Below are 23394 nucleotides of genomic sequence, written 5' to 3' on the forward strand. Positions count from 1 at the left end.
TTTGTTTTATGGTAGCCCCGAGGAGAATCGAACCCCTATCTAAAGTTTAGGAAACTTCTATTCTATCCGTTGAACTACAGGGCCATGATAGATATCGACTGCAAAGATAACGCATTCTCCCGATTTGGCAAACCCCGAAGAATAGATTTATACAAGAAGAATATGCAAATACCTCCTATATCAATAAAGAATAGACGAGCGATCACAAGAATGAACTCAAAACACAAAAAACGAAAGAAAATTCAATTAAAATACAATCATATATCTACCTATCAAGCCGATTGAAGAGCAATTCGTCAGAAGAAGGGTGAAGAAGCAATATCAATCTGCTTGTCAGAATGCCTATATTCGGACAAAATGCAGACATTTTGCTTACTCCGGAGAACAAAATAGCAGCAAAACGGGTATCTTTTAATAAAGCCCTACAGATAAATCAGAAAAGATTTTGTTAAGTCACTTAACTTTGCGAACTTTGCCTGCCACATATACAAGGAAGTGACAAACAAAAAAGACACGCTGGTGGTTAATATTCTAAGAACACACTAACACCGGTTAATGTTAATCCTAAATTTAAATATATAAATAGAATTATGGCAGACGAAATGATGGTTAAAGAATTGGAGGAAGTGGTTGTTCGCTTCTCCGGCGATTCCGGCGACGGTATGCAGTTGGCCGGCAACATCTTCTCGAACGTGTCGGCTACGGTTGGAAATGACATCTGTACATTTCCCGATTATCCGGCAGATATCCGTGCTCCGCAAGGGTCGCTGACAGGTGTGTCAGGTTTTCAGGTACACGTTGGCGCAAGTAAAATATTCACCCCCGGTGATCATTGCCACGTATTGGTAGCCATGAATCCCGCCGCACTGAAAACTCAAATTAAATTCTGTAAACCGCAGGGACTGGTCCTCACTGACTCCGACTCCTTCGGAGAAAAAGATCTGGAAAAAGCACAGTTTAAAACAGGCAACCCTTTTGAAGAGCTGGGAATCAAACAACAAGTGCTCGAAGTGCCCATCTCATCGATGTGCAAGGAGAGCCTCAAAGACTCCGGACTGGACAACAAAGCCATGCTGCGTTGCAAAAATATGTTCGCCCTCGGATTAGTATGCTGGTTGTTCAACCGTAACCTGTCCGCCGCAGAGAAAATGCTGAACGAGAAGTTCGCCAAGAAACCGGAAATTGCCGCTGCCAACATCAAAGTGCTGAACGACGGTTACAATTATGGAGCCAATACGCACGCTTCTACTTCCACTTACAAAATTGAAAGTAAAACTCCGAAAGCCGCAGGACTCTATACCGATATCAATGGTAACAAAGCTACATCGTACGGCCTGATCGCCGCTGCGGAAAAAGCCGGGTTGGAACTCTATTTAGGATCATATCCTATTACTCCCGCTACCGACATCCTGCACGAGCTTGCAAAACATAAATCAATGGGGGTGAAAACCGTTCAGTGTGAAGACGAAATTGCCGGATGTGCTTCGGCCGTTGGTGCGGCTTTTGCAGGCGATCTGGCTGTAACAACGACTTCGGGACCGGGTGTCTGCCTGAAAAGCGAAGCCATGAACCTGGCTGTTATTGCCGAACTGCCATTGGTCGTAATTAATGTACAGCGCGGGGGACCTTCTACCGGTATGCCAACCAAATCGGAACAAACCGACCTGTTGCAAGCCCTCTACGGACGCAATGGCGAAAGCCCGATGCCCGTCATTGCAGCCACTTCGCCCACTAACTGCTTTGATGCCGCCTACATGGCAGCCAAAATAGCTCTTGAGCACATGACTCCGGTAGTACTGCTGACCGATGCCTTCATCGCCAACGGTTCTGCGGCCTGGAAACTTCCTGACCTGGACGAATATCCGGCTATCAAACCGCCGTATGTGACACCGGAGATGGCCGAAACATGGACTCCGTTCCAACGTAACGAAAAGAGCGGCGCGCGCTATTGGGCCGTTCCCGGAACAGAAGGATTCATGCACCGCATCGGCGGACTTGAAAAGAGTAATGAAACAGGTGTGATCTCTACAGAACCTGAGAACCACCAGAAAATGACGCTTCTACGCCAGGCTAAAATAGAAAAGATAGCCGACAGCATCCCCGAACTTGAAGTACAGGGCGATACTGATGCCGACCTGTTGGTAGTTGGCTGGGGCGGTACTTATGGACATCTCTATTCAGCTGTGGAACATATGCGCAAAAACGGAAAGAAAGTGGGACTTGCCCATTTCCAATATATCAATCCGCTGCCTAAGAACACTGCTGAAGTACTGAAGAAATACAAAAAGATCGTGGTGGCCGAACAGAACCTGGGACAATTTGCAGGATATCTGCGCATGAAAGTGCCCGGATTGAATATCAGCCAGTTCAACCAAGTAAAGGGCCAGCCGTTCGTAACGAGAGAACTTGTAGAAGCATTTACTAAATTATTGGAGGAATAAGAGATGAGCGAAACAGTATATACAGCAAAAGATTATAAATCAGGCCAGCCTCGTTGGTGCCCGGGATGTGGTGACCACGCTTTCCTGAACTCTCTGCACAAGGCCATGGCCGAACTGGGAGTAGCTCCACACAACATTGCCGTAATCTCCGGCATCGGTTGTTCTTCCCGTTTGCCTTATTACGTCAACACTTACGGTTTCCATACCATTCATGGACGTGCAGCTGCTGTCGCAACAGGCGCCAAAGTAGCTAATCCGAATTTAACCATCTGGCAGATTTCCGGTGACGGTGACGGGCTGGCCATTGGCGGCAATCACTTTATCCATGCGGTACGTCGCAATATCGACCTGAATATGATTTTGTTGAACAACCGTATCTACGGTCTGACTAAAGGTCAATATTCTCCGACTTCCGACCGTGGTTTCGTCAGCAAATCGTCTCCTTACGGAACCGTAGAAGACCCTTTCCATCCGGCAGAGCTCTGCTTCGGAGCGCGCGGACGTTTCTTTGCGCGTTGTGTAGCAGTAGACGGACCGGCATCTGTCGAAGTCCTGAAAGCTGCCGCCAACCATAAAGGGGCATCAGTCGTAGAAGTTTTGCAAAACTGTGTCATCTTCAACGACGGCACACACGAATCGGTAGCAACCAAAGAGGGACGTTCTAAGAATGCAATCTATCTGGAGCATGGCAAACCGATGCTCTTCGGTGAGAACAAAGAATTCGGACTGATGCAGGAAGGTTTCGGACTGAAAGTGGTGAAAGTAGGCGAAAACGGCATTACGGAAAAAGACATCCTGGTTCACGATGCCCACAGCCAAGACAACACTTTGCAACTGAAGTTAGCACTGATGGAAGGACCGGATTTCCCGATTGCACTCGGTGTGATTCGTGACGTGGAAGCTCCAACCTATAACGATGCAATCGTTGAACAGATCGACGAAGTGAAAGGCAAAAAGAAGTATCACAACTTCAAGGAGTTACTGATGACCAATGAAACATGGGAAGTAAAATAAAACACCCTTCCCGTTAATTCATATGATCTAAAAATAAGGGGTATCGTTGAACGATACCCCTTATTTTTAGATCATATCTGTCCCCGCATCGTTTCACTCCTTCCATGTATGCTCTGGTCTGTATTTCTTCACAAACAATTCCGGTCTGTCCGTAGCCAACACATCCACTCCAAGTTCAATAGCTTTCCGGTCGGACTCTTCCACATTGTCGGTGCCCAATGCTAACGCAAGCACTCTCAACCCTTTTTTATGGCAACGCTCCACCAAATGCTCATCCAATGAATCGATCCGGATAACTGCAATATTAGGGTTTATTTCCGCTATAACCTTATCAAGTTCGGCACCACCTCCCACATACGCTTGCAAAGTCCGTACTTCAGGAGCCGCCTCACGAAATGCTTTTGCTTGTTTGTCCGACCAAAAAGTGAATGTACAATTTTCCAGCATTCCTTCTCTGCGCACCAGACTGAGCAATTGCCCGAAGTCCCCCGAACGATAATCGAGGGTCAGTTTTAATCCGTTCTGTTTGGCCTTGCGCAACAAAACCTCCAACCGGGGTACGCGCTGCCCCTTGAACTCTTCTCCGAACCACGAACCTGCGTCCAGCGTATCAATATCCGCCGAAAGCCATCCGGCAATCGGTCCTGTTCCATTCGTCGTACGGTCTAAAGTAGAGTCGTGTAACAAATAAAACACACTGTCCTTGCTGATACAGACGTCACACTCCATAAAGTCAATCTTATACTTTATACAAGAATCCGCCGAAGCCAGCGTATTCTCCGGCGCGATACAATCGGCTCCCCGGTGCCCGCTCAGTTCCGGCAACCGGACGGGATCACTCTTACAAGCCCCGACCGATAAAGCAAAAGACGTATAAACAGCTATTGAGAATATTTTAGAAAATTTATTTTTCACTCTAATTGTATCTTTCCACGTTTCATTATATAGTGGTGACAAAGATACATAAATCTCTTCTTTCTTGTTTGCTATTAGAAACCATTTTATAAAAAAACAGCCTGCCTTCTTTCCCCCCGATCCATAATCAGGGAGCAAGAAGGCAGGCTGCCCGGCCATTATCTTTTCTATCTTTTTACTCTTTCTCACCAAAAGCAAGATCACCCGCATCGCCCAATCCTGGAACAATATACGAATGCTCGTTAATCTCAGGATCGATAGCGGCACACCAGATCGTAGTTTTATCTTCCGGCAGAATAGAGGCTATATGGTCCACAGCCCTTTGGCTGGCAATAATCGAAGCGACATGAATCTCTGAAGGATGCCCCTTGGTCAACATAGCCTGATAACTCAGCTCCATACTTCCGCCTGTGGCAAGCATCGGGTCTGTAATGATAAGAGTTTTTCCATCAATACGCGGTGAAGCGATATATTCAATATGTATGTCAAATTTCAGCGTATCTTTGTACTTGCGATAAGCTGAAACGAACGCATTCTCAGCATAATCGAAGTAGCTCAGGAACCCCTGGTGGAAAGGCAGTCCGGCACGAAGTATCGTACTGATAACTAACTGATTGTCCGGTGTACTGACAGGTGCTATTCCCAACGGGGTCTGTATCTCCTTTACCGAATAAGCGAACGTCTTGCTCATTTCATAAGCCATTACCTCGCCGATACGTTCAATATTACGGCGAAAACGCAAGCGGTCGTTTTGAACCTCAACGTTCCTTATCTCTGATACATACTGATTCAATATTGAGTTTGTCTCACTTAAATTAATAATCTTCATCTTTTCAACTGCGTTTTAATATTCAGGTTTTATACGGTGCAAAGTAAGTGATAATCTTTCAATTTGCAACGTTCAGTTTGCAGATATTGTTACGTAAACATAAAACGGTTTCTATTAAAGAAAAATTTCTCTAATATATTCTTTGTTTCCAAAGAAAGCATTACTTTTGTAGTCGATTTACAAGGGTATGTTTAAAAACATTCCTCTCCAAATGCCAGAAAGAGATAATAAACAATATACCAATTTTAATTAATTCAAAAGAAAATGGCAAATTTAGATTTAAGCAAGTACGGTATTACAGGTGTAACTGAAATCCTGCACAACCCGTCTTACGATGTTTTGTTCGCTGAAGAAACAAAACCAGGTCTGGAAGGCTTTGAAAAAGGTCAAGTAACAGAATTGGGTGCTGTAAACGTAATGACTGGCGTTTACACAGGCCGTTCTCCTAAAGATAAATTCTTCGTTAAGAATGAAGCTTCTGAAAATTCAGTATGGTGGACTTCTGAAGAATACAAGAACGACAACAAACCTTGTTCAGAAGAAGCTTGGGCTGACCTGAAAGCTAAAGCCGTTAAAGAACTTTCTAACAAACGCCTGTTCGTTGTTGATACTTTCTGTGGTGCTAACGAAGGTACTCGCATGAAAGTACGTTTCATCATGGAAGTAGCTTGGCAGGCACACTTCGTAACTAACATGTTCATCCGCCCGACAGCTGAAGAACTTGCTAACTACGGAGAACCTGATTTCGTATGCTTCAACGCTTCTAAAGCAAAAGTTGACAACTACAAAGAACTGGGTCTGAACTCAGAAACTGCTACAGTTTTCAACCTGAAGACTAAAGAACAAGTTATCCTGAATACTTGGTACGGTGGTGAAATGAAGAAAGGTATGTTCTCAATCATGAACTACATGAACCCGCTTCGTGGTATCGCTTCTATGCACTGCTCTGCTAACACAGATATGGAAGGAACCAGCTCTGCTATCTTCTTCGGTTTGTCCGGTACAGGTAAAACTACTTTGTCTACTGACCCGAAACGTAAATTGATCGGTGACGATGAACACGGATGGGACAACGAAGGTGTATTCAACTACGAAGGTGGTTGCTACGCTAAAGTTATCAACTTGGATAAAGAAAGTGAACCGGATATCTTCAACGCTATCAAACGTGACGCTCTGTTGGAGAACGTAACAGTAGCTGCTGATGGCAAAATCAATTTCGCTGATAAATCAGTAACAGAAAACACTCGTGTTTCTTATCCTATCTACCACATCGAAAACATCGTTAAACCGGTGTCTAAAGGTCCTCACGCTAAACAAGTTATCTTCTTGTCAGCTGATGCCTTCGGTGTATTGCCTCCGGTATCTATCCTGAACCCGGAACAAGCTCAGTACTACTTCCTGTCTGGATTTACAGCTAAATTGGCTGGTACAGAACGTGGTATCACTGAACCGACTCCGACATTCTCTGCTTGCTTCGGTGCTGCATTCTTGTCATTGCACCCGACTAAATATGCAGAAGAATTGGTTAAGAAGATGGAAATGACCGGTGCTAAAGCATACTTGGTTAACACAGGATGGAACGGAAGCGGCAAACGTATCTCTATCAAAGATACTCGTGGTATCATCGACGCTATCCTTGACGGTTCTATCGACAAAGCTCCTACTAAGGTTATTCCTTTCTTCGACTTTGTTGTTCCTACAGAACTTCCGGGTGTTGATCCGAAGATCCTTGATCCTCGCGATACTTACGCTGATCCTGCACAGTGGGACGAAAAAGCAAAAGACCTTGCCGGTCGCTTCATCAAGAACTTCGCTAAGTTCACTGGAAACGAAGCTGGTAAGAAGTTGGTTGCTGCTGGTCCGAAACTCTAATCAGACAAAGTTAACAACTTTAAATAATCGAAAGGCGGCTCCTTGCGGAGTCGCCTTTCTTTTTATCCTATACTACAAAACCCACCGATTAGCATCTTTTCTCAATTAACATTGTTAATACCGTTTTCATACTACTTTTTTCCTATATGCAAACAACAAGTCTTCTGCTTGTAAAAGACTTGTTATTTGTTAGCAGAACGCTTGTTTTAACAAGGTGTTAAAACAAGCGTTTCAATATCAGAAATCTCACACTCCATTTTGCTGATTTTCAAGATATCAGATAAAAAACAAGCCCTATTCTTTAAATATATCGCCATTCTTTTCTCAAAGACATAATTGTCGTTCTGATAAGTAGGCCCCCGCTTGGAGATAGAAAAAAAAACGTTAACTGACCGATACAAGCCTCCGATACGGATACGGAATAAATTTTGCAAAAATGATACTTGCGGAAAGAACGGAATTATCTAATTTCTCAGAATACGATAAACCACATTGAAAGGATCAACAACCCTTATAAATGATATATAATAAAAACAATGATAAAAATTTCAGCAGAAAAATAGCCTAAGTTCTAACTGAACTTAGATGGAGAGAATATATAAGATTGATTATCACACAAAATGTGATATAAAAGATAGATATATGTAAATGTATAATAGACAAATGACCAATTTGATAAAAAAATATCACAAAAAAAACAATAATATGAACGAAGAATCAATTTAAATTTTCTACCCGGAAAAATTTATTCTTTCATTTTTTACAAAAGCTACTTTAGCTATCAAAAATAAAATGGCAAATGCAGACCTATATTTTTCAATCTTTTATTAATATCTCTTGTTTCTTATTAATATTTGTTTTACTTTTGCCCAAAGTAAGGGCTTAAAGGCATAGTAGCATTCTATCGACAGTTGATGGGATTTTGAAAAAATGAATTTAGGACTAACAATATATAGGACAAAGCCTAAGTTCAGTTAGAACTGAGATAGTGGTCATACTGATACTATAATAATATATATACACGACTATAAAACATGACAAGACAAGATAAGATAAATGCCCCTTTAAATAACTAAAATATAATTTTTAAGAAATGCCTATGATAAAGTAAAGACACAAAAAACTAAATGATACAGAGGAATAAAGTTCCATCTGTATAATCAAACTTTAAAAGAATTAACAAATGAATGTTTAACCGAACAATTTAGTGTATGACAGAAAAAACTAACCTGTTTCCGAGCCTAATCCGGCTTCGAGAAACAAATCGCCTGAAAATGGCAATCGCTGCTTCTATCATGCTATGGTGTGCAACACCTCAGCAAGCGGCAGCCGATACTTACGAAAAGCACGAAATCACCACTGTACAGCAGCAGAAAGTGAAAACAACAGGTACGGTAGTGGACCAAGACGGAGAAGCCATGATTGGCGTATCCATCAAAGTAAAAGACAATGCTACCATGGGTGCCATCACTGACCTAAATGGAAGATTCTCTATCGATACCCCCAAAGGCGCTACACTTGAGATCTCCTACATTGGTTATAAAACAGTTACAGTTAAAGCAGAAGGTACAGCCCTCCAGATTACAATGAAAGAGGATACCGAGGTACTGGATGAGGTTGTTATCGTGGGCTATGGTTCACAGAAAAAAGTAAACGTAACCGGTGCCGTAAGCATGGTAGACGCTAAGGTGATCGAATCACGTCCGGTCTCTAACGTATCACAGGCTTTACAGGGAGTCGTTCCGGGCTTGAACTTAACAGTGCCTGCTGCGGGTGGCGCATTGGATGCAGGAATGAATATTAGTATTCGCGGTGCGGGTACGATTGGTGACGGATCTAATTCTTCTCCTTTAATCCTTATCGATGGTATGGAAGGAGATATGAACAGCATTAACCCTAATGATATAGAGACTATTTCTGTATTGAAAGATGCTGCCGCATCTTCTATCTATGGTTCACGTGCGCCGTTTGGTGTTATCCTGATCACTACCAAGAGTGGTAAAGCAGGTCGCACAAGTGTTAATTATAGCACTAATGTCCGTTTTAAATCTCCTATGTCAATGCCGGAGATGATGGATTCATGGAGTTTTGCCAATTATTGGAACGAGGCCGGTATTAATCAGAACGGTAATATTAAGTTCACTCAAGATGTGATGGATAAGATTCTGGCATTCCAACAGGGAACATTAACAGGGCCGGATGCATCCGGAATTTCCTGGGAAAACGGTCAGTGGAAGAAATATGCCGGTGCATGGGCCAATACTGACTGGTTTAAAGAGCAGTATCACAGTATCGTATCTAATGAGCATAATATATCAGTGAATGGAGGTACAGATAAAGTGACCTACATGGTTTCGGCCGGATACATGGGTGATAAGGGACTGACCCGCCATGGAGATGACCGTCTGACTCGTTATAACCTTTCGGGCAAAATTAACGCAACACTTTCTAAATATGTGAAGTTAATGTACAATACCAAGTTTATTCGTGAGGATTATGACCGCCCTTCTTATCTGACGGGTAATTTCTACCATAATATCGCTCGCCGCTGGCCGACCAATCCGGTAAAAGATGCCAATGGATATTACTTGGATCATAGTGAAATTATTCAGATGGAAGATGGTGGACGTGATGTGACTCAGAAAGATCAGTTCTACCAACAGCTTCAGTTGGTTATTGAACCTTTGAAGGACTGGTTGATCCATGCTGAAGGTAACATGAAGATTGTCAATAATCAAAATCAGTGGGAAATATTGCCTGTATATTATCATGATGACGAGGGGAGCCCTGTTGCCATGTCATGGTTTGACGGATATACTCCGGGGATGTCACGCGTCAGCCAGAGTTATTGGAAAGAAAACAATTATTCTCTCAACTTGTATACTGACTATTTCAAGCAGATTGGTGATCATTACTTCAAAGTGATGGGAGGTTTTAATGCCGAGTTGTATAAAAAGACAAACTTATCAGGACAGCGTGATGAGCTAATAACTCCGGATGTTCCGACATTGAATACTGCTACTACTGAACAAAAAGCGAATGGCGGTTATTCCCACTGGGCAAACGCCGGTTTCTTTGGTCGTATTAATTATAACTATAAAGAACGTTATTTGCTGGAAATCAATGGCCGCTATGACGGATCTTCTCGTTTCATCGGAGATAAACGTTGGGGCTTCTTCCCATCATTCTCTGCCGGTTGGAATGTTTCTCGCGAATCATTCTGGAGAGATCTGGAACACATTGTGAATAACTTCAAGATCAGAGGCTCATGGGGTGAATTGGGCAACTGTAACACGAAAGCCTTCTATCCTTTCTATCAGACGATGCCTACAGGTGTTGAAAACAGTGGTTGGCTGATTAATGGAAAGAAACCAAATACAGCTTCTGCACCGGGTATTGTGAGTGCTGAGATGACATGGGAAACCGTTCGTTCATGGAATATTGGTTTCGACTTCGGCTTACTCAACAATCGCTTGACGGGTTCATTTGATTATTTCGTTCGTAATACACTTGATATGATTGGTCCGGCTCCACAATTACCGGCAACATTGGGTGCTACGGTTCCTAAAATAAACAATGCGGATATGAAAGCATGGGGCTTTGAGGTGGAAGTTTCTTGGAGAGACCGCATTAAAGATTTTAATTACGGAGTGAAGTTTGTCCTTTCTGATGACCAGAGAAAGGTAACACGCTATCCGAACGAGGAACTGAATAGAAACCAGTGGTATGCAGGAAGAATGGATGGTCTGGTTTGGGGATATGAGACAGTAGGTATTGCCAAAACAGATGCGGAAATGGAAGCACATCTGGCTTCATTACCCAATGGAGGACAGAGCCAGTTAGGTAGTAAGTGGGCCGCCGGTGACATCATGTACAAAGACCTGAACGGAGATGGTAAAATTTCCTCAGGAGACGGTACTTTAAATGATCTCGGCGACTTGAAGGTGGTAGCCAATACTCAATTACGATTTAAGTATGGTTTGACAGTAGATGCATCATGGAAAGGTTTCGATTTCAGTGCTTTCTTCCAAGGAGTAGGCAAACGTGATGTTGTTGTCGGAGGACCATATTTCTGGGGAGCCAACGGACAGGGAATGTGGCAGGCTGCCGCTTTCAAAGATCACATAGATTATTTCCGTCCGGAAGATACAGAAAGTGTATTTGGACCGAATGTAAATGCCTACTATCCGAGAGTCATCTTTGGCGGTGGCAGCAGTGAAGGTGGAAAGAATACTCTGACACAGTCACGTTACGTACAAAACGGTGCTTATATTCGTTTGAAGAATTTGCAGCTTGGCTATACTTTACCGAGCATTATTACTAAGAAATTTGCTGTAAATTCACTTCGTGTATATGTCTCAGGAGATAATTTGTGGACAGGTACAAAGATGAGGGTATTCGATCCGGAAGTATTAGGTAGCACTAGTGATGCAGGAAAAGCATATCCTTTGGCAAGAGTGTGGTCTGTTGGTCTTAACGTAAACTTTTAATTGATACTTTTTATGAAAATAACATTCAAATATATAACTCTATCTCTGTTGGCCGGAGCGTCTTTATTGACCTCTTGCGAAGATTTTTTGGACAGAGAGCCGTTGGATTCAGTTACTCCGGATACATATCTTAAGAATGAAAGTCAATTGGCAGCTTATGCTATCAATGCATACAGTTTCAATGTTCATAGTGGATATAATGGGGGGCCGATCGTATCAGACAATGGCACTGATAATCAAGCTACTGCATCACCCAACACAACTTATTGGGAACCGGGACAGTGGCGTGTAGGTACTTATGACGCATGGGGATTCGGCACTATCCGTAACCTGAACTATTTCCTGGAAACGGTTATCCCGCGTTGGGAAGCAGGAGAAATCGAAGGTGTTGAAAAGAATATTAAACAATATATCGGCGAGATATATTTCCTCAGAGCATGGGAGTATTTCAGCAAGCTACAGAATCTTGGAGACTTCCCTATCCTCACTAAGGTATTATCTGATAAGAAAGAAGATCTTATCGAAGCAAGTAAGCGTCGTCCGCGTAACGAAGTGGCACGTTTCATCCTTAGCGACCTGGATAAGGCTGCCGAACTGATGACTAACAGCCCCGTAGGTGGAAAGAATCGTCTGACACGTAATGCGGCGTTACTGGTGAAGTCAAGAGTCGCTTTATCTGAAGCTACTTGGCTGAAATATCATAGAGGTACCGGACGCGTACCGGGTGACGATACGTGGCCGGGAAAACAAAAAGATTATTTGAAGGACTTTACCATTGACGTCAATCAGGAAATTAACTTCTTCTTAACAGAAGCTATGGCTGCTGCGAAAGAAGTAGGAGATCAGGTAACATTGACCGCGAATAGCAAAGAGGTGAATCCTACCGCTTCTGCTTCGGGATGGAATCCGTTCTTTGAAATGTATAATTCTAAAAACTTGGAAGATCTGTCAGAGGTTGTATTCTGGAAGGCTTATGATAAAGCACTCAGCGTAAATCACAATGCTACTTATTACACATCTCGTGGAGGTGGTAATTATGGTTTTACAAAAGGATACGTCAAGACATTCTTGATGGAGAACGGTTTACCATGGTATGCTTCGAACAGCCAATATCAAGGGGATGACCATATCTATAAAGAATTTCAGAACAGGGACTACCGTTTGAGACTGTTCTCGGCCTCAGAGCTGGATAGACTACAAATGAAACAAGAGCCGGTAGAGAATGATCCGACGACATGGAATGTACCAAAGATCCTGGAGTTACCGGAAGGAAGAAACGTAACCGGTTATCATATACGTAAAGCCATGTCGTACGAAACAGCACAAGGAAGTGGTGGCGATACTCACTTCTTGTCTGATTACGGCTGCATTGTATTCCGTGGTGTAGAAGCTATGTTAAATTATATGGAGGCTTGTTACGAAAAGAACAGCAACTTAGATGCTACCGCAGAAAATTATTGGAAAGCAATTCGTACACGTGCAGGTGTAGATCCGGATTTCAACAAAACAATTGCTGCTACTGATTACTCTAAAGAAGATGACTGGGCAGTTTATTCAGCTGGTCAGCCGATAGATAAAACGCTGTATAATATCCGTCGTGAACGCAGATGTGAGTTCATTGCAGATGGCATGCGAATGTGGGATTTGAAACGTTGGCGTGCGCTCGACCAAGTGAAGAATTATGTTATCGAAGGATTTAACTTGTGGGGAGGCGGTGCTGCTGAACTTTATAAAGACGATAAAGGTGAAAGTCGGTTGATTACAACCGGTGATCAAGCAAATGTTTCAAATCAGACTGCAAGCGGCAATAACTTGTGTCCTTACAGAATGACAGAAAAAAACAATACGATGTATAATGGATATACATGGACACCGGCTTGTTACTTGTACCCAATCGTATTCAGCGATTTCATGCTTTCATCCCCTGATGGTGATGTGAAAAACTCACCTATTTATCAAAATCCGGGATGGCCTATTGAAGATGGCGCTTCAGCATTGGAATTACCGAATTAAAGATAAAGAAAAACCTGACATTTTTCAATAGGTTATTTTCAATAAGCAATTTATCGCTACTATGTGAGGGCTGTAAAAGGAAATCGAATCCTAAGGCCTCACTAACCTAAAAAATCTTACCCAAGTTTACGCAGTTCAGCGTATTCTTGGGTAAGTTGTTTTTAAATGGTATTAAGTGCCATTTTTGTTATTCCTTATTATAGCTTTTATCAGAGACAAGAGTGAGATGGTAAAATATGGTGCACCGGAAACACTATAAAGTCACACCGTTCATCTCCACTTTCAGTTACATTCAAGTGCATGACCGATGACTCCATCAATCTAATATTTCTATTTTATATTTCTTCCTTGGAGAGGGTATGGGGGAATCCGATTGTTTTTCCGTGCCTTTTCAAATTATTATCAAAATAGCTTGTGATTTTTTCCCAAGTTCTTTCAGTACTTAGGAATTATACGAAAAGACAACAGATAGCTCTTAGAACCAGTTAACCATTGCATTTGCAATTATTAGCATTTATTATGGGGCCAAAGATAACAATAAGTTAATATCCCTGCAACTTTTTACTATATTTTTTTATGCCAACATAATTTATATAATAAGGATTTAATATCATTAAGATTTTCATTCATTCGGTTAGCACTGAAATGGCAGAAGAAACATGCGGATAGCGTTCACAACTCTTCCCATAAACGATAATCAACTATATTCCAGATGCATATATAAGTAAAAGGTAGAAAATAGGTATTATACCTCCCACTCAAAAGCATTAAAATATTCGGCCAAGCATCTTCACCGTTTTACACTCCACTTAGTACACCATTAATAATCAATCTAATACAGATGGTAAAAGTACTGAAAGAACCTATCTCATTTAGCTCTATTTTTTCCAGATAACAATCAGCATAGTTCAGCAAGGTTATTGAACAAACTTAATATTATAAACCAAAAGCTAATGCCTATGAGAACCTGAAAGAATCCTCCCAAACCGATGTAGATTAGACAGTCTGATCTATATCCTCCAAATCACATTTTTATGTTTAACCGAATAATTTAATGTATGACAAAAAGAACTAACCTGTTTCCGAAGCTCACATGCCCTCGAGAAATGCACTTTTTGAAAATAGCAGGCATCAGTCTCCTGTTATTCTGCACGACATCACAAGTTGCCGTAGCAGACACTTATGAAACATATGCTGTCACAGCCACACAGCAGAGTAAAACGGAGAAACTCACAGGTAAAATAGTCGATGAAAACGGAGAAGCCATTATCGGTGCCTCTGTAAAAGTACAAGGAAGCACTATCGGCACCATTACCAACCTGGAAGGAGAATTCACTCTGTCCAATGCCCCTCGCAAGGCCGTACTTGAAATCAGCTACATCGGATACAAACCGTTGGAAATCGCTATTGGAAAGTCCAGAGATTTGCGTATCACCATGGAAGAAGACACCAAGACATTAGATGAAGTCATCGTGGTAGGTTATGGCACGACTTCCAAACGTAAAACCACTGCTGCCATTGCCAGTGTCAACACCGAAGACATCATCAAAGCACCAACGGCAAACATCACCCAAAGCCTGGCGGGACGTGCGCCGGGTCTATTGGTTACAACCAGCGGTGGAGGTCTGAACAATTTCTCCAGTATTTCTATCCGCGGTGGCGGTACTCCTCTATATGTAATCGACGATGTTATCTCGGAAGAACGCGATTTCCGCAACCTGAATGCTGAGGATATCGAACAGATCACAATTTTGAAAGACGCCGCTTCTACCGCCGTTTACGGAGCACGTGCCGCCAATGGTATTGTAATGATAGTCACCAAGCAAGGTAAAGCAGGAAAAATGAGCGTCAACTATAACTTTAACTATAACTGGAGCCAGCCTGCCAATATGCCCAATAAACTGGATGCTCACGATGCAGCCTTCTACAAGAACATGAGTATGACCAATGACGGATTGGCACCGGCTTATACGGATGCCGAGCTGGAATTGTTCCGTAACGGGTCAGATCCACGTAAGTACCCCAATACAGACTGGCAAAAACTCTGTTTGAAGAACTTCGCACCGGAAATGCAGCATACCCTGACCGTTACCGGTGGTAGTGAAAAGATAAAAGCATACACTTCACTGGGATTCTACGATCAGAAGTCACTCTATAAGTTCGACGTAAACAGCTTCAAACGCTATAACTTCCGTACAAACATTGTAGCGGACTTCAAAGAAATAGGCTTGAAAGTTACTTCCAGCATCGAAGCTTATAAGACGGACTTAAGATCGCCCAATGCCAAATCAGGAGACAGCTATTATCACACCTGGGGACATATCCAGAATAAAGCTCCCTGGGAAATAGCTTATAATCCGAACGGACAGATATTCAACACGCCGGACAACCCATTGCTGGAAATCTCCCCCGAAGCCGGATACACTAAGAACGAAAACCTCAGTGCCATAGCCAACCTCGCACTGGAATGGAGTGTACCTTATGTACCGGGCCTGCGATTAAAAGCACTGGGTAACTACCGCATCAACAACGACAAGTCAAAGAGCTGGAAAAAATCACCTTTAGCATATGACTGGGACGGCAATCCCAACGATCCGGGCAAACCTTCACTGAGTAAGTCTTACTCAAACTGGTCATCGTACACCGTGCAAGGTTTTGCCAATTACGACCGCACTTTCAATCAGGTACACACGATCAGCGCCACAGCCGGTATCGAAGCTTACAAGCTCTTCACTGACGACTCATCATTATCCCGCGAAGAGTATTTGCTGGATGTAGACCAAATCGGTGCAGGTCCTGTATCTACAGCCAAAAACAGTTCTTCGGAAGGGGAACAAGCACGTGCCGGTGTAGTAGCCCGACTGAAATACGACTATGCCAGCAAATATGTGGCCGAAGTTAGTTTCCGTTACGACGGTAGCGACAACTTCCCCCGAGGCAAACGCTGGGGAACATTCTATGCCGGATCTCTTGCATGGGTCATCTCGGAAGAAAGTTTCTGGAAGACATTAAAGGACCGTCATATTTTCGATCAGTTCAAAGTGAGAGCTTCTTATGGAGAGATCGGTTCAGATGCCATCGGACGCTATGCCTATCTCCAATCATACGGACTAAATGATCGTGGTTACCTGCTGAACGGAAGCTGGTATCCGGGATTTTCCGAAGGCGCTCTGGTAAGCAAAGATATTACGTGGTACACCACCCGTGACTTCAATATCGGCTTCGACTTCGGATCACTCAACAATCGTCTTTCTGGTTCTGTAGACTATTTCCGCAAAAGTACCAAAGGTTATCTGACCTCTCCGTCAGCAGTAGCTTATACTGACCCGTTGGGTATCGCATTACCCAAAGTAAAGTCAAACGGTGAATTCATCCGCCAAGGTGCTGAGTTTATTCTGCAATGGAAAGAGAAGAGAGGTGATTTCGAATATACACTTTCGGGCAATTTTACTTACTTTGACCAATACTGGAATATCAACCCGAATGAAGCGGAGACAGATACCAAGAACCCATACAAACGCACGACTCAAGCCAAAGGATATTGGGGTATCGGATACGACTGTCTGGGCTATTACCAGAATCAGGAAGATATAATGAACTCACCTAAAAGGCAGAGTTCCACCAACCTGGGTGCAGGAGACCTGAAATACAATGACTTCAACGGTGACGGTATCATTGATGGTTCCGACCAACACCGTATCGGTAAAAATAGTATGCCTCGCGGTCAATATGGTTTCAGTGCCGACTTGAACTATAAGGGTTGGTTCATGAACATGCTGTGGCAGGGAGCCACTCCCGCCGATCTCTACATGGGTGGTATGATTCAGGGAAGTCAAAGCGGCAGCGGCTATCCCCCTGTTATCTATGACTTCCAGACCGATGTATGGACTCCGAATAATACGGGAGCCCGCTATCCACGTTTGAGAAGTACGGCAAGCTACAATGGCAGTAACAACTACGGCAGTTCGGACTTCTGGCTGATCAACACAGGTTATCTTCGTCTGAAGACACTATCCATCGGTTACGATTTCAAACATAAATTACTGAAAAGAGTAGCATGGATGAATAAATGCAACGTTTCTCTGAATGGTTATAACTTATTGACTTTCAGTAAAGCGAATAAGTTCGATATCGACCCGGAAATCGGTGACGGAAACCTTTATACCTATCCGGTTTCAAGAGTATACTCCATCAGTGTCAATGTAGGATTCTAATAATATGAACTTAAAAAGAAGACAATATATGAAATTCATAAAATATATCACTCCCGCGCTCTTTTGCGCAGCACTGACACTCCAGAGCTGTGAACACTTCCTGGATACGAAGCCCATGGAATCTTATTCGGAAGACCTTGTCTGGAGTCTGAAATCAACAGCGGACGCCTTTGTATTGCAAACTTACAACAACGTCCTGCCATTCTACCACGATATCCGTACCGAAGAGCAATGGACTCTAAACTCGGTCATGCGGCAAAATTGCCCGAATGAAGCCAGAGACCTTATGAACCGCGACTGGGGATGGGGATTCAACCAGTTCGGTACCATCCGCCGATGCAATCTGATCATCGAAAAATCGCAAGCGTCTACAGGCCTGTCCGATGCTGATAAAAAAGCACTGGTAGCCGAAGGAAAAATGCTGCGTGCCATGACCTATTATTACATTGCCAAACATTGCGGACGCGTAATCTGGGTTGACCATGTACTGGCAGAAACCGATGAATTCAATCTGCCTCTTACAGAATCTATCGACAAAACATACGATTTGATTCTGAAAGATATAGACGATGCCATCGCAGGATTGCCCGAATCATCCTTGCAGGGACGTATCAATGCCAATGCCGCACGTGCGTTGAAATCAGAAGTCTGTTTAACGGCAGCTGCCTACAGCACAGACGACACACGTAAAAAGTCACTCTTTGAGCAAACTGTAGCTGCTGTAGACGGTATACAAGGATACACACTGGACAGCAATTATGGCAGCATGTTCAATCAGGATGGCGCCAAAACTTCTCCCGAAATCATCCTGGCACGATATTATAGCAAAGATAACACAAATGGTGCAGGAACACTTATGCAGGAGATGCTGCCTAACCAAAGCAACAAGCGCTTGGAGGACTACGGAGGACGTCCGTTCTTTAATCAGGATCTGGTGTTTGAATGCTGGCTGGAACACTCGCCTTCTCAAAACCTGGTAGACGATTATTTAGTGATTGACCAGACCACCAACCAAGGTGTGAAATGGAACAAGTCGACACAGTTTCTGAACAATACAACCGCGTTATCCAATGCCGATGTAGCCGACATGGCCGTAGATGCCAAAGAACTGGACGCCAGCAGTCTGGCATACAGGACAAACAGCAGTGATCCCAATGTACAGATCAACGATTTTATCTATAAAAACCGCGACCAGCGCTTCTACCACTCCATCCAGTATGATTCATGTATGTTCTACAATGAACTGATCACCCTCCACAAGGGAGGAAACCTACACAGAACAGCTGTAGACGGTAAAACACCGGGCAACGGATATATCCCTATAACAAACTACATCTGGCGCAAATATATCTATATCAATGCCGAGCGTATTTTTTGGAACAATCCAACGGATTACCATTATGTCATCTTCCGCTATGGCCGCGCGTTGCTGAATAAAGCCGAAGCGTTGCTCGGACTGGCCAAATACGATGCATCGAAAGTGAGCAGTGCGGTAGCTACATTCAACCAGACGCGTACCACTCATGGCAATCTTCCTCCTTCTATTGCCACTTCACTGGCTGACGCATGGAACGATTACAAGATTGAACGTCATGTAGACTTAGCTTTGGAGGGTGATTATTACTGGAGCTTGTTGCGTTGGGGCATGTACGGAGGAGAAGCCAACCACGGAAAGCCTGCGGGAGACATTATTCCTGAACTGAGTTCACCGGCAACGTTTATTGAAATCAGCCAGGACAGACACCGCATGTTTGTAGGTACCGTAGGTTACACCAACGCCGACCGTACATTCTCTAAGAAGCGTTACCTGTTCCCGATTACACAAAGCATTATCAATGCCAACTCTGCCATCAATGACAGTGACCAGAACCCGGGATGGTAAACGTAGTATTTCATTAATAAACTAAAGAAAAGTAATATGAAGAGAATCAAATTATCTGATACGAAATGGCTCATGTTGCTATTGATGTGTATGCCACTCATCGCTTCATGCAGTAAAGAAGACCTGCCCGCCTATGAAGAGGCGGAAATAACCAAAGTAGGCGCTTACCACCGCTTCTACTCCGGTGACAAGGATGCCCTCACCGGAGAAAACATTGTGGCTGAAAAGGAATTGGACCGTACAAACGACATTGACTCCGACAACGGAATTGCTACAGCCGTATTTACAATTCCTGCCGCAGGAGGCAAATTTACAGAGGCTGAACGCGCCAAGGTATCATTGAACAACCTCGTAGTTTACGTCAATATATCTACCGCTGCACGTGTCACCCCATTGGACGGTTCACCTAAGTTCGGTGTACCTGCCGATTGGACCCAAGAGCATAAATATAGCGTAATGGCTGCTGACGGTACAAAGAAAATCTGGACCATAAAAGTTAGTCTTAATAAATAGTCCACATGATTATGGCTTATAAAAGTCACAGATTTCAATAGGTAAGTATTGCTTAATTATTAAATGTTTTTTAAAGCCGTTGGTGAACGCGTTTATGAGAATAAATCGTAATCCAACGGCTTTTATCTAACTCCTCACCGATCTCTAATTCAGAAAAATTATATACTTTTAGATCCCTCAATAGTTTCCGTCACTGATCTTATTAAATAATATATAAAAACGAGAGATTAAATACCATGAAAAAGTATCTGCACATCTTATCCGCATTTTCTTTGCTTTGCGCTACCGCCTATGCGCAACAGAAAGATACCATCTACATCACCGATTTCGGAGCAACCCCGTACTCGTACGAAAACTGCGTTACGCAAATACAGGCGGCTATTGATGAATGTAAACGTACAGGAGCCAAGGTGCTTTCACTCCCCAACGGACGCTATGACATCTGGCCCGAAGGGGCTACCCGCAAAGAATACTTCATTTCAAATACATCGACAGAACAGGAATGCCCTTCGAAAGTAAAGACTGTGGGACTGATGCTGGACAAAATCAATGACCTGACCATCGAAGGAAACGGAGCCACACTGATGTATCATGGAAAGATGACAACCCTTGCTCTGGAGCATTGTAGCCACATAAGAATCAACAACCTGCATATCGACTTTGAACGGCCCGCAGGTTCTGAGGTTCAATATAAGAAAGTGACCGAAGGAGAAACAGAAGTATCCGTACACCCCGACACACGCTATCAAATCGTAAATGGAAAAATCAACCTGTATGGCGAAGGATGGCGTTCAAACAAGAATCATTGCATCGAATACAACCCGGATACGGAATCTTTCACATACAGCCAAGGATGGAAAATACTGGCAAACTCTGCCGCCCAAGAGATTTCTCCCGGAATCATTCGTTTTACAACCCCGGCAGGATTCACGCCTAAAGTGGGAAATACGCTGACCATTCGTGATATAATCCGTGACCAGGTAGGGCTTTTCATACTCGAAAGCAAAGACATTACACTAAGCAGGGTGCAAATGCACTATATGCATGGGTTAGGTATCGTCAGCCAGTATACCGAGAATGTAACGATGGACAGAGTCAGGTGTGCCCCCCGCCCGGGAAGCGGCAGACTACTGGCAGCCTCAGCAGACATGATGCACTTTTCAGGATGCAAGGGAAAAATCCTTATCGATAGCTGTTATTTTGCCGGAGCGCAAGACGATCCGGTAAATGTGCACGGAACCAATCTGAGAGCCATTGAAAAAGTAGATGCGCAAACACTCAGATTACGATTTATGCACGGACAAAGCTATGGATTCAACGCTTATTTCAAGGGAGACACAGTGGCTTTTGTCAGGGCGGCTACCATGGAACGCTTTGCCCGGGCAACAATCCGGAATGTAACACGAATATCGGACAGGATATTGGAAGTTCGCTTTGACCGGGATATACCGACAGGTATGGAACTCAACCATGATTGTGTAGAAAACATGACTTGCACGCCGGAAGTGGAAATACGTAACAGTTACTTTACACGAACCAGCACAAGAGGTACTTTGGTTACTACTCCAAGAAAAGTAGTGATAGAAAACAATACGTACTACAAAACAGGAATGAGTGCTATCCTGATCGAAGCTGATGCCGAGGGATGGTATGAATCGGGACCGGTAAAAGATGTATGGATCAAAGGGAATACTTTCATAGACTGTGCCTACAACGGAGGTCCGGGGCATGCCGTCATCGCCATACATCCTTCCAACAAAATCGTTGATGCCTCGCATCCGGTTCATCAGAACATCCGTATCGAGAACAATACTTTCAAGACATTCGATTGTCCGGTACTCTATGCCAAAAGTACGGCAGGACTCTTATTCAGGAATAACACCATTACCCGTACACGAACCTTCCCCGCCACATCCGGCAATCCGTATACCTTCTATCTGAACGGCTGCAAAAATGCAGTGATAGAAAGCACCGTGTTCGAAGGAGAAGTGTTGGGGCGGAACATAAAAACAGAAAACATGAAAAGAAACCATCTGAAAACAACGCTTAAATAACCCACCCAACTTATGAACAAACCTTTATCGACCACCCCGCCCCGCTTGGCGTCACTGGACATTCTGCGAGGATTCGACCTCTTTCTACTCGTCTTTTTCCAACCGGTGTTATGGGCATTGGCACACCAACTCAACGCTCCCTGGCTGAACAGTATCCTTTCTCAGTTCGATCATGAAGTGTGGGAAGGGTTCCGCTTCTGGGATCTGGTGATGCCCCTTTTCCTCTTCATGACAGGAGCTTCCATGCCCTTCTCTTTCTCGAAGTTTAAAGACGATCCGGATAAGGGTACCATCTACCGTAAAATCATCAGGCGTTTCATCCTATTGTTTATTTTCGGAATGATTGTACAAGGCAATCTGTTGGGCCTCAACCCCAAATATTTGTATCTATATTCCAATACCCTGCAAGCCATTGCTACAGGCTATCTGATTGCAGCCATCATCCTGTTGCATTGCAGCTTCCGCCGGCAACTGATCGTTACTGCCCTGCTATTATTAATCTACTGGGCCCCAATGACCTTTCTGGGGGACTTTACACCGGAAGGAAACTTTGCCGAAAAGATAGACAAGCTGGTATTGGGACGTTTCCGTGACGGGATATATTGGAATGAAGACGGTACCTGGAACTTCTCTCCGCATTATAACTACACCTGGATATGGAGCAGCCTCACCTTCGGAGCTACCGTAATGCTGGGTACTTTTGCCGGAAAGATAATGAAAGCCGGTAAAGATAACCGCCGGAAAGTAGTACGGACATTGCTGGTGATCGGCATAGCCCTGGTGGCTTTCTCGCTGGTATGGAGTCTGCAAATGCCGATCATCAAACGGCTGTGGACAAGCAGCATGACACTTTTCTCAGGAGGACTTTGCTTTCTGCTGATGGGTGCCTTCTATTACTGGATAGACTATAAAGGACACAGCCGCGGACTGAACTGGCTGAAAATATATGGAATGAACTCAATTACAGCCTATATTTTAGGGGAGGTGGTCAACTTCCGCTGCATAGCAGCATCTGTCAGTTACGGATTAGAGCAATACCTGGGCGGTTATTATCCGGTATGGCTCAGCTTTGCCAATTATCTGATTGTATTTCTTATTCTGAGGATCATGTATAAACAGAAGATATTCCTGAAGATCTAATCACATACAAGCAGACA

At 43.6% G+C, this 23394-nt stretch carries 12 protein-coding genes and 1 tRNA gene; 10 read left to right on the forward strand and 3 right to left on the reverse strand.

Translation table 11 applies throughout. The annotated features are described in order from the left end of the window. Positions 1–9: 9 nt before the first annotated feature. Positions 10–84: transfer RNA gene (locus R3O62_RS04090), tRNA-Arg, on the reverse strand. Between the two features lie 506 nt (positions 85–590). On the opposite strand from R3O62_RS04090, the gene R3O62_RS04095 reads away from it, so the two are divergent. After that, positions 591–2441 carry a 2-oxoacid:acceptor oxidoreductase subunit alpha gene (locus R3O62_RS04095; RefSeq protein WP_005811730.1) on the forward strand — a complete coding sequence of 617 codons (1851 nt, stop codon included), beginning with the start codon at positions 591–593 and terminating at the stop codon, positions 2439–2441. Between the two features lie 3 nt (positions 2442–2444). After that, on the forward strand, positions 2445–3455 hold the full coding sequence (locus R3O62_RS04100; protein ID WP_005781799.1) for a 2-oxoacid:ferredoxin oxidoreductase subunit beta: 1011 nt from the start codon (positions 2445–2447) through the stop codon (positions 3453–3455). Positions 3456–3548: 93 nt separating this feature from the next. On the opposite strand, the gene R3O62_RS04105 is transcribed toward R3O62_RS04100, so the two are convergent. Then, positions 3549–4370 (reverse strand): glycerophosphodiester phosphodiesterase family protein, encoded by an 822-nt coding sequence (locus R3O62_RS04105; RefSeq protein ID WP_050496871.1) that lies wholly within the window; start codon positions 4368–4370, stop codon positions 3549–3551. A gap of 175 nt (positions 4371–4545) precedes the next feature. Then, positions 4546–5199, reverse strand: a complete 654-nt coding sequence (gene upp, locus R3O62_RS04110; protein WP_005811733.1) for a uracil phosphoribosyltransferase — start codon at positions 5197–5199, stop codon at positions 4546–4548. Positions 5200–5463: 264 nt separating this feature from the next. On the opposite strand from upp, the gene pckA reads away from it, so the two are divergent. The 8 genes from pckA to R3O62_RS04150 all read left to right on the forward strand — a co-directional run bounded on the left by pckA (position 5464) and on the right by R3O62_RS04150 (position 23377). Continuing rightward, positions 5464–7071: a phosphoenolpyruvate carboxykinase (ATP) gene (gene pckA / locus R3O62_RS04115; RefSeq protein ID WP_005811735.1), complete on the forward strand. Its 1608-nt coding sequence runs from the start codon at positions 5464–5466 to the stop codon at positions 7069–7071. A 1211-nt stretch (positions 7072–8282) separates the two neighbouring features. Next, entirely contained in the window at positions 8283–11561 is a 3279-nt protein-coding gene (locus tag R3O62_RS04120; RefSeq protein ID WP_005811737.1) for a SusC/RagA family TonB-linked outer membrane protein, read from the forward strand. Between the two features lie 12 nt (positions 11562–11573). After that, positions 11574–13574: a RagB/SusD family nutrient uptake outer membrane protein gene (locus tag R3O62_RS04125; protein ID WP_044300342.1), complete on the forward strand. Its 2001-nt coding sequence runs from the start codon at positions 11574–11576 to the stop codon at positions 13572–13574. 1058 nt (positions 13575–14632) lie between these two features. After that, complete coding sequence (locus tag R3O62_RS04130; protein ID WP_269110281.1) at positions 14633–17788, forward strand: SusC/RagA family TonB-linked outer membrane protein; 3156 nt, start codon at positions 14633–14635, stop codon at positions 17786–17788. Between the two features lie 28 nt (positions 17789–17816). Next, complete coding sequence (locus R3O62_RS04135) at positions 17817–19670, forward strand: RagB/SusD family nutrient uptake outer membrane protein (RefSeq protein ID WP_005822374.1); 1854 nt, start codon at positions 17817–17819, stop codon at positions 19668–19670. Between the two features lie 36 nt (positions 19671–19706). Continuing rightward, the gene (locus R3O62_RS04140; protein WP_005781788.1) at positions 19707–20183 is read left to right on the forward strand and encodes a DUF5018-related domain-containing protein; all 477 of its coding nucleotides are present in this window, start codon (positions 19707–19709) and stop codon (positions 20181–20183) included. Between the two features lie 236 nt (positions 20184–20419). Beyond that, the gene (locus tag R3O62_RS04145) at positions 20420–22237 is read left to right on the forward strand and encodes a right-handed parallel beta-helix repeat-containing protein (protein ID WP_032539123.1); all 1818 of its coding nucleotides are present in this window, start codon (positions 20420–20422) and stop codon (positions 22235–22237) included. Between the two features lie 12 nt (positions 22238–22249). After that, entirely contained in the window at positions 22250–23377 is a 1128-nt protein-coding gene (locus R3O62_RS04150) for an acyltransferase family protein (protein ID WP_032539122.1), read from the forward strand. The last annotated feature ends 17 nt before the right edge of the window (positions 23378–23394 follow it).

Origin of the sequence: Bacteroides hominis (assembly GCF_033042785.2) — a bacterium.
In the GTDB taxonomy this organism is placed as follows: Bacteria; Bacteroidota; Bacteroidia; order Bacteroidales; family Bacteroidaceae; genus Bacteroides; species Bacteroides hominis.

Coding starts and splice junctions, on each gene's coding strand:
- R3O62_RS04095 (WP_005811730.1), top strand. CDS start 591: ATGGCAGACGAAATGATGGTTAAAGAATTGGAGGAAGTGGTTGTTCGC.
- R3O62_RS04100 (WP_005781799.1), top strand. CDS start 2,445: ATGAGCGAAACAGTATATACAGCAAAAGATTATAAATCAGGCCAGCCT.
- upp (WP_005811733.1), bottom strand. CDS start 5,199: ATGAAGATTATTAATTTAAGTGAGACAAACTCAATATTGAATCAGTAT.
- pckA (WP_005811735.1), top strand. CDS start 5,464: ATGGCAAATTTAGATTTAAGCAAGTACGGTATTACAGGTGTAACTGAA.
- R3O62_RS04120 (WP_005811737.1), top strand. CDS start 8,283: ATGACAGAAAAAACTAACCTGTTTCCGAGCCTAATCCGGCTTCGAGAA.
- R3O62_RS04125 (WP_044300342.1), top strand. CDS start 11,574: ATGAAAATAACATTCAAATATATAACTCTATCTCTGTTGGCCGGAGCG.
- R3O62_RS04130 (WP_269110281.1), top strand. CDS start 14,633: ATGACAAAAAGAACTAACCTGTTTCCGAAGCTCACATGCCCTCGAGAA.
- R3O62_RS04135 (WP_005822374.1), top strand. CDS start 17,817: ATGAAATTCATAAAATATATCACTCCCGCGCTCTTTTGCGCAGCACTG.
- R3O62_RS04140 (WP_005781788.1), top strand. CDS start 19,707: ATGAAGAGAATCAAATTATCTGATACGAAATGGCTCATGTTGCTATTG.
- R3O62_RS04145 (WP_032539123.1), top strand. CDS start 20,420: ATGAAAAAGTATCTGCACATCTTATCCGCATTTTCTTTGCTTTGCGCT.
- R3O62_RS04150 (WP_032539122.1), top strand. CDS start 22,250: ATGAACAAACCTTTATCGACCACCCCGCCCCGCTTGGCGTCACTGGAC.